Below are 12,019 nucleotides of genomic sequence, written 5' to 3' on the forward strand. Positions count from 1 at the left end.
ATTTATTTTTCCATTGATCATTTTTTAATTTATAAATTGGAAAACTTTTAAAGCTGCTGTTCTTCTGTATTTAATACTGTCGACCCGGAAACTGAAAACTTGAGCGTTTAATAACAAAAAATTAAGTTGAGGCTGCCCTCACCAAAATTAAACTGACTGATCGGGACAAGATCGCAATTTATCCACCACTGGCACACTGCGTTCCACTGTCCTGACCATTTCCGGTCGTACAGATCTGGGCCGAGCTGTCATGGGTTTTGGCAATATTTTCAGCAATAAACCCACTCACTTCGCTGTGTGAGATTTCGTTATGGGCGAGCGATTCAAAAGTATGACTTGCCACAGTGCTTAAATTGCTGATCTTTCGGGTCAGAGCCTCTACCACCAAGCGAACCGCAGGATCATCCAACGCCCCACTGCTCACAGCCTTCTGGTAGGCCCTCAAAAAGTCACCGGTTACACCGAAAAGCTGAAGCTCGGCATTTGGCTGCAAGGGATCCAGCTCATGCGGATAATAGCAACCAATATTATGCATATGATAACCCTCTTCGGTTAAATCAACGAGGGCTGGAATACTCTCGATCACAAACCGGTATTCTTCAATCGTGCTTGTGTTGGCAATGGCATCTTCAGTCAGTTTGTGCATTTTTGCCAGCGCATGACCGCTGTTTGCAAGGTAAATCAGACTTTGTGACTGTGTTCGATTAAGCTCCCTGTTTTCAACCAACTGCTTGATTAATTCCTCCAGACTTTTCACCAAGACTGCCGTAGTACCATTAGCCCCTAATGTCTCTATGGATTTTTCCATATTGTTGACAGTACTGGGCAGGGTAATGACGGTGCCCTTCAAGGTGACAAATTTCAGTCCAGCACCGGTGGGAGAGCCGGATGGCGTAAACTTGGGGTCTGTGATGGCAACCTCGGAGACCTGCTTTTGTTGCATTTCAGTATGTAGTATTTGCCAAGCGCTACTCAAGCTGCCAGTCAGTATTTCCAGACCACCCACACAGATAACCAGCACAAGCACACCCATCATGGTGTATTCCAGTGTGCCCTGGCCCGGATGACGGGGGCCACGATATCCAGTGTTCGTCTTGGTATTTGTCATAAGTTTTTACCGCAATGTTAGCCTGTCACTTAAAATTTACAGTTCTTCTCCATATTCTTTCTCCTGTCTGTTGGGTCTCGGCTCTACAATTGGAAACTTTAGTTTTTTTGAACAAATATTAAAATTCCTTTTACGAGCCGTAGCACTTCAACAGCCGTCACAGAAGCGCTTTGACGAAATCAAGGCCACCCATAGCTTAGAAGGCAATTATACCAGCCTGCCCCACGGTGGATTGGCACTGCGTGGGGCCGATTTTGGAAGCACGGGACAGGTCACACCCTTCCCCCTTGAGGTTTTCGTTCCAGCAAAACAGAAGAATCGCAAGCCCAGCAGCCGAATCTAGCTTGGGAGGCCTTAGAGCTGGGCAGTCACAGCCTGAAAATTCACCTTGGCCTGATGATACTCGGCCTCTAGATCCAGCAGCTTCACGGCTGCCTCAAAAGTCAAACGCTCACGCTGGTTGACCAGAAATATAGTACTGTCCCCGTAATCAAACCGATCCCGCTCGCCCTGCTCCAGCTCACGGGCCAAATCATACTCCCGCCGTGCCGCCATATACTGTTGATAGGCGGCGTTAATGGCCGAAACGGCATCATCCACTTCCAGTAAAACCTGTTGCAATAAAAGCCGCTGCTCTAAATCCAGTTTCTGGATTTTGAACTGGGCTGCCGCAATCAAGCCCCTTGCGGTGCGCTGCCGTAGCGGCACCGTTAAAATGACACCGGCCTTGATACTTGGGCCGATGGACGAGCCTCCGGTATCGTAACCAGGGGTGGCAAACAAATCCACAATCGGAAGGCGCTGGTTTTTGGCAAACTTCAAATCCACCTCGGTGATTTCCTTCTGAAGGTTTAATGCCTTCAGCTCAGGCCGTTTTTCAAGGGCCGCCTTGCGGCCTTCCATCCAGTCGTCATCACTGAAAGGCAGTGGCTCGGGTAACTGCACGGGTATTTCCGAGGCCTTGGGCAGTGGACTGGGGTTCCCACCTGGCTCCCACAAATAGCGGGACAACTTGAACACATTTTTTTCAAACTCCCGGGTGGATTTATACAGGGAGCCCTGACGCCGTTGTACCTCCTGGCAAGCCTCCACGGCGTCAATCCTTGGCAAGTCACCCTGTCGAACCCGCTCCTCGATGGCCTTGCAACGGACTTCCGCCAGATTAAGGATATTCTTGGCCACGGTGACCTTGCGATCGGAGACTGCCCAGTTCCAGTAGGCATAAGCGGCTTGCAGCAAAATGGAAAGTCGGGTTTCCGTGTAGGTGGCATCCGCCAGCGGAATTCCAATTTCGGCCTGCATCTCGGCGGCCACCTTGTCGTTTATCCGAAAGCCTCGCAGGAGTGGTAACTTGGCGCCAATGTAATACTCCCCCGAATCCCCGGTCGGATAGAGGGGAGGCTTCACATCACCCGTGTTATAGCGCCCGCCGGTGGTTACCTTTAGACCCGAGCGGGTAAGCCAGTTAAACGACAAGTCATTGTCAAACGTTTTACTGACCTTGCCCCGCTTGCTGAAATCGTTATAGCGCAAATAGTCGGTCTCTAGAGAAATCCCCGGATCAAAGGCCCCTTGCTTTTCCAGCAACTTCGCCCCGGCAATGCGGCGCTCCAAATCGGCGCTGAACAGTTTGGGATGGTTTTGACGCACCTGATCCAGGACCTTTTCCACTGTAAATTCCCGATCCCTGGTCTGCTGTTTCTCCGCCTTCAGCTCTTTCAGCTCTACTTCCAGCAAGGGCTCAGCCAGAACTACCGCCGGAAACAACAGGCAGAACCACGAAACCATCAAGCTGAGCGGAAAAAATTTCATTTTTTCGCTTTCCGTTTGACCGGTTTTTCTTTCTCGGACTCGCCAGTATAGTCCCCATCCTTATCCGCATCGGCGGGTTTTTCCTTCAAGGTAGGAGGGAAAGCGTTGAATTGACGCCACAGTTCATAACCCAGAGGAACCCGATCCAGCAAAATCCAGCCGGTTGCTTCGGTACCCGGGCGTAAGTAGTTACCCGAGGGCCAAGGTTCATCTTTTCCTGCGGCAATGGACTTGAGATCCGGCTTGACCAGAATGCGATAACGCCCTCTGCCATCATCAACGGCATCCACCACTGCAACCCTGCCCCCAAAGGTTCCAGTGGCGATCATGGGCCAGCCCGAAAACTGGATTGCCGGCCAGCCCGCAAATTGCAGCCGCACCAGCCGCCCTTCCGAAACCAGCGGCACATCCCAGTCGGAAACATACAGTTCAACGGCCTGATCCTTGGTATCCGGAACCACCACCGCCAGAACCTCGCCCTCGGAGACCGTTTCTCCGGTCCCCACTTGCAACAGGCGGACCACCTTGCCCGTTACGGGGGCCTTGATCTGACGTTGCCCGGTACGTTGCCGCAGGTTCTGGATATCAACATTCAGCTTGGCAATATCGCTGACCGTGGAGGCGATGGTTTCCTGAGCCGAAGCCATGGACACCGCCACATTGGCCAGAGCTGCCGCTGTGTCTCCCGAAACTTTGCCCTGATCAAACTGGGCCACCTTCACATCTCGCTGAGAAACCCGAAGCTGGGCTTCAGCCTGTTCCACCCCGGTTTGAGCCCGAACCCTGTCCAGCTCGGCCAGTTCAAAATCCCGCTTGGAACGCAAGCCTTTCTGATAAAGCTCCCTGACTCGGCTGTAATTAAATAGCGCCGTATCCAGGTTTTGTCGGGCCGCGGTCAGGCCTTGCTGGGCCGCCAGAATGCGATCCTGATTCTGACCGATTTTTTCACCGGCTCCCGGTATGGCCGACTGCCGTGACTGCCCCAGCGCGCTCATCTGGCGCTGTAAAGCCACAACACGAGTCTCCGCGGCGGACTTGCGAGCCTCCAGGGCGGCCCGCTGCGCTTCTAGTGTCTGGATTTGATTGACGTCCAGAAACTTGGGGTCAATATCGGCCAAATCGGCAATCAACTGCCCCGCCTGAACAGTTTGCCCCTCCATTACATGCCATTGCTTTAACCGCCCTGAAATTTGGGCTTCAACGCCCTGAGGGCGCTGCATTGGGGAAAAAACGGTGACTTTGCCTTTTCCAATCACGGTTTGCTGCCAGGGCACAAAAATAAGGGCTATCACCCCCAACAACAACATGATGGAAGTCCACATAACCAACCAGCTAAAAAAGCGAGGCGAAACCAGTTGCTGCTGGGATTGGGAATTCATAAAGCCGGTGCGCATGGTTATTGCCCCCCCTGACTGGAAACCAATTTGGGAAACAGTGCCGAAAAGCAACTGTTGGGCTGCAGGGACAGGGCGTTCAGAGAAGCCGATTCGGCAATTACGCCATCAACCATCACCAGAATATGATCCGCCCGAATAACCACATCGGCGTCATGGGAAATCCCGATCACTGTCCACGGGTTGGCCGGGTCCAGTAGGGCATCCAGAATCTTCAACTTGGTGCATTCATCAATACCAATAAACGCTTCATCCAGAATCAGCAAATTGGGGTGATCCACAATAGCCCGGGCAATCATCAATCGTTGCATTTGCCCCCTGGAGAGATTCCTTCCGGCACTGATCAGGCTGGTTTGCAGTCCGTTGGGCAAAGCCATAATTTCATCCGTCAGCTGTGTGATACCCAGGGCCCAATGAATGTCCTCGGTCCGTACGTGAGGACGGCCCACCGCAATGTTCTCTTCCACGGTGCCGTCAAAAATCTCGTTGCTATCTCCGACCAAAGCCACCGCCTGACGCAAACTGTGTAAATCCAGGGAGCGGACATCAAATCCGCCGATGCGAACCACGCCCGACTTGGGCTCCAGCAAGCCGCATAATATTTCGGCCAGAGTGGATTTACCAACGCCACTGGCTCCCACCAGACAGACCACCTCTCCTGGCTGCAGGGATAGACTCAGGCCCTTCAGAATTTTGGTCTCAGGCTGGCTGTAATCAAAGTAGACATCCTGGCAAATAACCTGGGCCCCGCCTTCCTGACGAGGCAGGACGAGCCCGCCTTCCCGCTCCAGCGGCAAATCAGTCAGGTGGCCAATTTTCTCCACCGAGGTCAGCAGGTCGTACCAGTCCTGAAACATCATCACCAGTTTATCCATTGCCGAAATCAGGATAAGCACAACCAATTCCGAGGCCACCAACTGGCCCAGGGTTAATTGACGGTTGATGACCAACCAGCCGCCAATCCCCAGAATGCCTGCGCTGGCCACGGCCTGAAAAAAGTAATTGGCCGCCACCTGACGAAACAGTATCCGAAAATGAGAACGACGCGCGTTAATGTAGTCCACCACCTGCTCATCCGCTTTTTTGAATAAGTAGCCCGGAAGGCCATCCACTTTAAAGCTGACCTGACAACGGGCCAGTTCTTGCAGCCAACCAGCCACCCGGTACTTTTGGACGGACTCATCAATGCTGGTGTTCACGCCATTGCGGCCCAGTACAAAGGCCATAAAAAGGAGGAAGAAAATGATAAAGAAGTCAAAACCCAGCAATATGGGGCTGTAAACCGCCATCAGTATCAGGCCCACAAAAATCTGCAAAAGCGCGGCTGGCCCGTCCATGAGCAGCTTGGCCATGGCTTTCTGGGTCTGAATCGTATCAAAGAAGCGGTTCATCAACTCGGGCGGGTAGTCTGTCATCAGGGCCTTGTGCTGAACAAAAGGAACCTGCCCCGCCAGCCGCAGGGCCACCCGGGCAAACACACGCTGTTGCAGGACCTCAACCAGAAAAAACTGGGAAATCCTGAGCAGGCCGATGAACAGCATGCCCACAAACAGCAATGTCGTCAGCACCACCAGCGGCTGCATGAAAACCCCTGCCGCAATGGTGTTCACCAGAGCCTGAGCGGTTAGTGGCACAGTCAGCGTGAGTAGGCCCGCCAACATGGTGTAAAGCACTAGAATGAGGAGGTCTTTTTTATCTTCCCTGAGGAGAGCCCGAAGTCGCTGAAAAGGACTAAGATGCTCGCCCGCGGAAGAATGGTGACCATTATCAGCGTGATGATTTGAAGCCATAGTCATTTAGCGAATTGACAAGTAATGCTTACTATAGGGCAATTCGCCTTGACTGAGCAACCTTTAATTGCAACTACATTTGTAATGAAACTTGGTCAAATAAAGAGGCACAAAAGGCCACAATTTCGGTTTAGTACAATTGGCCAAAGTAACTTGAGACGGCTTCAAGCAAATAAATAAGAGAAGAGACAGGCAAGAGAAGCGTCAAACAAGAGAAGAATCAAACAAGAAGAGATTAACAAACGGAATGCGGGTTCATTCGACAGTCAGGACTCACACGACAAACGTACCGCTTCGCTTTGGGGCAACTGAAACCGAGCCTGAGAACGGGGCCAGGTCCTGGCACTACAAGCCCTGGGCCACCGTGGTGAAGCCGAACGGGGACGTTGTAGAGATCTTGAGCATCTCGGCACATGACCGCGAGCAAAACGCCCGTGTTTTAAACACCAACGTCATTCCCGCCGCCCTAATGAGTGAAAAAAGCACGAAAAACAGGATAGCAGGCGTACTGCTTGCGGCCGCTGTTTGTCTGGCGGCAGGTGGATTCATGCTGCCTGCGCTGTTTTTGCCCGCCGCCTGTTGCGGGATTGTCGCGGGGACTTTATTCCTTTATAAGGCAGGCCACAGTCCGCCGAAGGAATAAGCCCTATCCAGAAGAAAGGCACTACCTGCCGTCATTGAGGGCGCACACTTTTCCGTAACAATGTCGGTTACGGGCGATAAACTGGTAAATCTTGCCAACCACCCAGCGTGCGCCGGGCAGAAAGGACATCCAGTAGAATGGCCTGCCCCACCAGATAAACCGGGAAATATAGATTAACGCCTCGCTGCCACCATAAAATTTGCCTGAAGGCGTTAAAACCCGCATTTCCTTCAGCTCATCGGCAGTCAGCTCATGATCGGCGCTGAAGCCCATTTTCTCTTTGACCCAGCCCGTTTGCAGGGGCAGCGTTTCAAAGCCATACCGGTTCAAAAGTGGCTGAAACCGCTGGTTCAAGTCCAGACACAAGCGACAATTCGCATCGTAAAGCACCCAGCCTTCAGACATTGTCCAGCCCGCCTTGATTGTTCCCATTTATTATTTCATAAAGGAGGGGATTTCAGCACGCAGATCAATGACTGAGTCGCCAGACAGATACTTGAACCATAAAGCCCCTGAGTTTTTTCAAGAACTGAACAGTCTGTATTCTTGCAAAGGGTCAGGGGCTTAAAGTTAAGTGGTGCCGGTGGTCAGAGTCGAACTGACATGCCTCGCGGCGGTCGATTTTGAGTCGACTGCGTCTACCATTTCGCCACACCGGCTTGGAAACTGAGGAAAATATAACACCCTTGCCCCTGAGATTCAACCGGTAAAACGAAAGCCTTCTGAACGTTACAGCACGTTACACCTGAGCAATGACCACAGTCACGTCAGAATCGATGTCCTGCAGGGTAATGCTCTCGAAGCCAGCGGCCTGAAGCCACTGCGTGTACTCATCACCTGTAAAAACGTCACCTTCCGGGGTGGTAATCAGCATATTAACCCCAAAAATCAGTGGCCACCCCTTTTGGGAGCGCTGATCATCCGGTACAAAGTCAACCACCACCAGACGCCCACCCGGCTTCAGTACCTTTTTCAGCCTCTGAAAAGCCTTTTGGCTGGCCGTGGGCCCTAGCATGTGACAAATATGGGCCATTACCACAATGTCAAAACGGGCCCCGTTCAGATCCATGGCTTCCAAGTCACCTGGCCAGTAGCGGAACCGGTCGCTCAAGCCGTGCTGTTCCACGTAACTCTCCGCCACGTGGGTGACCGAAGGAAAATCAAGAACCGTCGCCTGACTGCCAGCGTCTTTTTCCAGCAGGGCAATCGACCAGACCGCAGATCCACCGGCCACATCCAGAACTTCAAGGTTACGGTAGGCAGAGCCAATCTCTAAAATCTCAGCCAGTTTTTGGGCCGTGGGATAGTTGGACACATACAGGCCTTTCACCAGTTCCGAGAAGTAAATCTCCAGTTGGGCCAGACTCTGGGCCCCTCCCACCGGCTGCCCCGAACTGACCGCGTCGGTCAACATCGACCAATTCTCATACAACCACTTGCAATGATGCACCATCCCGCCAATGTAGGTGGCTTCAGGCTTTACCAGAAAGTGAGCCACATCCTCTGGCAGGCTGTATACCCCACCGGCAGCCACTTTTAAAAACCCAATGCCTACCAGACCATTCAGCAGCAAGCGCAGGCCGCGCTCATTCAAACCCAGACGAGCCTGCAAGGTTTCCAGCTGATTATCGCCCCGGGCAATAGAACTAAACACGTCCAGATCAATGGCCGTAAACAGAATCTGACTGCGCATAAAAGCGTATAACGTGTCCTGAATGCGATCGCTGGTTAGCTGGACTGAAGATTTCATGCAGTACATTCCCCGAGTAATTGGCGTTCCAGGCAAAAAGTCCCCGAACGGAACGATTTGACAGAGGACTGCTCCGCTCAGGAAACCGACGTCTCTGCCAGTTTTTCCATTTTAGCTTGCTGGTCGGCCAAAGCCAACTGATTCAGCAATTCGCTCAAATCCCCGTCTATGATGGGACTCAGGGAAAAGTTTTGCCCAATGCGGTGGTCCGTCAAACGATCCTGAGGGTAGTTGTAAGTGCGAATGCGCTCACTGCGGTCTCCGCTACCCACCTGGGAACGCCGTAAATCGGTGATTTCTTTCTGCTGCTTCTGCTGCTCCAGATCAAATAACTTCACCTTCAGCAAAGCCAGTGCTTTTTCCCGGTTTTGTAGCTGACTACGCTCTTCGGTCATGTGAATCTGAAGGCCTGAAGGCTTGTGGAACAAGCGAACGGCGGTTTCTACCTTGTTCACGTTCTGTCCACCAGCGCCACCACTGCGGGCGGTAATAATCTCGATATCTTCCGGACGAATTTCAATGCTGATGTCTTCCACTTCCGGCATGACGGCCACTGTTGCGGCACTGGTATGCACCCGCCCCTGAGACTCGGTAACCGGCACCCGCTGCACCCGGTGGACACCGGACTCGTATTTCAGGGCGCTATAAACGTTTTGCCCCTTAATACCGATGATCACTTCGCTAAAACCGCCGATTTCATTTTCGGACTTGCTCAGAACACTGGCCTGCCAGCCCATGGTGCTGGCGTAACGCAAGTACATGCGCATCAAATCGCCGACAAAGATATTGGCCTCATCGCCCCCGGTACCAGCCCGAACCTCCAGCATAATGTCTTTATCATCATTGGGGTCTTTGGGTAGCAATAAAATCTGCAGGCGATGCGCCAGGGCTTCCAGATGTCCTTCCAGACGCTGAATTTCGCCCTGTAAGAACTCCCGCATTTCGGTGTCGGTTTCGCCCTTGAGCAACTCTTTGGAGTCTGCCAAATCAGCGTTACTCTGCTTCCACTCGTCGAAAACCTCGATGGTATCTTCCAAAGCGGCCCGTTTTTTTGAAATGTCCTGGAGCTTGTTGGAGTTGGACAACACGGCGGGGTCCGACAACATATCCCCAAGCTGATGGTAGGTGACTTCCACCTCTTTCAGCTTCTCCAATAAACTTTCAAGTCCTTTCATAACGTGTAAAGCTCAAGCTCTTTCTGTGGTTGTGGGCTTCAAAGCCCGGCTGAAAACTAAAACGCAACCGACTTGACCTGCACGCAGGTTGGGCCGATTGCGTTTTAAGACTACTTCTGTTCGGATTTGGCGTAGCGCTTTTTGAACTTCTCAACCCGACCCTCGGTATCCATGATTTTCTGGGTACCGGTAAAGAAGGGATGGCAAGCGCTGCAAACGTCCAAACGGATTTCAGACAGCACGGAGCCTGTGTCGATGGTGTTTCCACACACACAGGTGGCTTTAACCTTGTTATATTGGGGGTGGACTGCTTCACGCATAAAAATGAATTCTCCTGAGGGGGATGAGCAAAGTAGAATAGTTTCAGCATTTTAGTTCCCTGAAAACCCAAAATCAAGCATTGTCCCAAAATCAAGCAGTGGCCAGTGGACCCGTTCACCGACAGCGGCCCAAGATGGAGGACCCGCCAGAGCAACGCCCTCTGGGCTTTATGGAAGGCCTGCCCCGTTTATCCAGAGATTTCTCCAAAGCGTTCCCGGGACTCATGGCTCTTCCGAGAGCCCACAACCCCTTCGGCAGCCAGCAAGCCGCTTTCCACTGCCCCGTTCATAAAGCCGGCCCAGTCCACGCTGCAGTGTTCACCGGCGAAGAACAGACTGTCATTCAGTTCTGGTTCGCCTGCCGCCCCCATCAAGCTGGTGTACTGGCCGGGACGAGGGCAACTGTAACTGGCTTTGGCCCAGGGATGACGGGACCAGTTCATCAGAATCTGCTGGCCTGTGAACGCCTGGGTCGCCTGCCCCTTGAAGAGTTGTTCCAGATCGGCCAGAGACTGGCGCCATTGGCTGCCATTGGCGGACAAGCCAGCCCCGCCGCCCAGAAAATTGGTCAGAATACCATTTTTCCCCGCTTGCAGCCTGCTGGTTTCCCAATAGCACTGGCTTGGCCAGTCTGTAAACAACTCCCCGGTGTTGGCCGGGAACGGGGCTGCGGGGTTTAGCCAGAAACGACTGTTAAACATCAGCATTTGCTTGCTGTTGGTGCCGTAACCCCACTCGCGAATGGCCCTGAGCTTGCGTGGGGATAAGCCCAGAGTGTTAAGCCCCCCAATTTGTCGAAGCACCGAAAAGGGAGTGGCCAGAATGACTTGCCCGGCATTGATGTTGCGCTTTCGACGCCGCTGGTGGAAAGTCAGGGTGAGTGATTGTCCATTGTCATTCACATGACTGAGCTTACACCCGAAGTGAACCGGAACCCGGTCCCGGATAGCAGCGTAAAGGGCATCCACCAGCGTGCTGTTGCCACCCTGAATGCGCATGGCCTCATCACTTTCCCCAAACATGCGGAACCCTTCGCTGGTTTCGGGGTCAATCAGCAACAGTAAGTTCAAGGCGGACTGTTCGTGCGGGTCAAGGCCGTATTCACCCACATAGGCCGCTTTAATCACCTTTCTAAGCCATTCAGGCACTTCTTTCAGAGCGTCCAGATAAGCCTCTAGCGACATCTGATCCAGCCACTCAGCCCCACAAGGCTCCCGATAAGTGGGGATGCGCACTTCCCCATCGGGAAAAATGCGCTCCAAATCTTGGGCTAACGCCTTAGCTAACGGCTGGAAGGCCTGAATGACATCCTGTTCCGTCCTGACCTCTGAACCATTCATAAACAAAGCAGGCTGAATATTCTCACCGGGAGAAGGAAAGCGCTCCAAAGAGACGTTTAAGGCGGTACACAAGCCAATCAGGGCCTCATGGTTGGTATCTACCAGCTCACCGCCCAGCTCTACAAACAGGCCTTCCCCGTCAATATTACGGCGCGTGAATACACGCCCGCCCACCCGGTGACTGGCCTCGTAAATTTCACAGGGAACGCCCAGCTGCGTCAGGCGATAGGCGCTGACCAAACCGGCCAGGCCGCCGCCCACAATGATCACTCGAGGCCTGCCCAGCCCACTTTCGGCAAGCGACAGGGCTCCTTTCACGGGAAGTTCGTTTTTCCGGGCCTGCGCCAACCCCAAAGTGGCCCCCCCCAGCGTGAGCGCTGTACCCGATAAACCCTTCAAAAACTGGCGACGGGTCAAGGGCCTCTCTAAGTGCTGAGCCATGGCCTCTGCGGTCAATTGCTTTAACCATACCCATACTGTAGTTCTGGCCACAGTCCTTACTCCTGTCTCTCATCAATTGTAAACACGCTCATCATAAATAAAAATTGATGAATCAATATAATTTGATGAAAAGTAACAGCAAGAACCTCACCGGGGGAGTGGGGTTGCCAGCCGCTGGTGGCAAGCAGTGTGCTTTAATAAACCGTCCGGATGTTTTTTTAAATGTCTTTAAAATTCAAAAAGGGA

10 protein-coding genes and 1 tRNA gene are annotated in these 12,019 nt (G+C 52.7%); 1 reads left to right on the forward strand and 10 read right to left on the reverse strand.

The annotated features are described in order from the left end of the window. Positions 1–178: 178 nt before the first annotated feature. The 4 genes from DF283_RS07570 to DF283_RS07585 form a co-directional block, all read right to left on the reverse strand. On the reverse strand, positions 179–1,108 hold the full coding sequence (locus tag DF283_RS07570; RefSeq protein WP_303674138.1) for a hypothetical protein: 930 nt from the start codon (positions 1,106–1,108) through the stop codon (positions 179–181). Positions 1,109–1,462: 354 nt separating this feature from the next. Then, positions 1,463–2,920 (reverse strand): TolC family protein, encoded by a 1,458-nt coding sequence (locus DF283_RS07575; RefSeq protein ID WP_303674139.1) that lies wholly within the window; start codon positions 2,918–2,920, stop codon positions 1,463–1,465. Further along, positions 2,917–4,314 (reverse strand): HlyD family secretion protein, encoded by a 1,398-nt coding sequence (locus DF283_RS07580; RefSeq protein WP_303674140.1) that lies wholly within the window; start codon positions 4,312–4,314, stop codon positions 2,917–2,919. The genes DF283_RS07575 and DF283_RS07580 overlap by 4 nt, the downstream gene beginning before the upstream one ends. Positions 4,315–4,316: 2 nt before the next feature. Then, positions 4,317–5,987: a peptidase domain-containing ABC transporter gene (locus DF283_RS07585; RefSeq protein ID WP_303674141.1), complete on the reverse strand. Its 1,671-nt coding sequence runs from the start codon at positions 5,985–5,987 to the stop codon at positions 4,317–4,319. Between the two features lie 514 nt (positions 5,988–6,501). On the opposite strand from DF283_RS07585, the gene DF283_RS07590 reads away from it, so the two are divergent. Next, a complete protein-coding gene (locus DF283_RS07590) occupies positions 6,502–6,747 on the forward strand; it encodes a hypothetical protein (RefSeq protein ID WP_303674143.1) in 246 nt (81 codons plus the stop codon). A 21-nt stretch (positions 6,748–6,768) separates the two neighbouring features. Here the strand turns inward: DF283_RS07590 and DF283_RS07595 are convergent, their stop codons facing one another. The 6 genes from DF283_RS07595 to DF283_RS07620 all read right to left on the reverse strand — a co-directional run bounded on the left by DF283_RS07595 (position 6,769) and on the right by DF283_RS07620 (position 11,824). Further along, on the reverse strand, positions 6,769–7,152 hold the full coding sequence (locus DF283_RS07595) for a thiol-disulfide oxidoreductase DCC family protein (RefSeq protein ID WP_303674144.1): 384 nt from the start codon (positions 7,150–7,152) through the stop codon (positions 6,769–6,771). Between the two features lie 170 nt (positions 7,153–7,322). Further along, positions 7,323–7,406 (reverse strand) — tRNA-Leu (locus DF283_RS07600). 80 nt (positions 7,407–7,486) lie between these two features. After that, entirely contained in the window at positions 7,487–8,497 is a 1,011-nt protein-coding gene (locus DF283_RS07605) for a class I SAM-dependent methyltransferase (protein WP_303674145.1), read from the reverse strand. Between the two features lie 77 nt (positions 8,498–8,574). Continuing rightward, positions 8,575–9,672 carry a peptide chain release factor 1 gene (gene prfA, locus DF283_RS07610; protein ID WP_303674146.1) on the reverse strand — a complete coding sequence of 366 codons (1,098 nt, stop codon included), beginning with the start codon at positions 9,670–9,672 and terminating at the stop codon, positions 8,575–8,577. A 110-nt stretch (positions 9,673–9,782) separates the two neighbouring features. After that, entirely contained in the window at positions 9,783–9,992 is a 210-nt protein-coding gene (gene rpmE / locus DF283_RS07615) for a 50S ribosomal protein L31 (RefSeq protein WP_303674147.1), read from the reverse strand. Between the two features lie 188 nt (positions 9,993–10,180). Then, the gene (locus DF283_RS07620; protein WP_303674148.1) at positions 10,181–11,824 is read right to left on the reverse strand and encodes a flavin monoamine oxidase family protein; all 1,644 of its coding nucleotides are present in this window, start codon (positions 11,822–11,824) and stop codon (positions 10,181–10,183) included. Between the last annotated feature and the right edge of the window lie 195 nt (positions 11,825–12,019).

It is taken from the genome of Vampirovibrio chlorellavorus, from assembly GCF_003149375.1.
In the GTDB taxonomy this organism is placed as follows: Bacteria; Cyanobacteriota; Vampirovibrionia; order Vampirovibrionales; family Vampirovibrionaceae; genus Vampirovibrio; species Vampirovibrio chlorellavorus_B.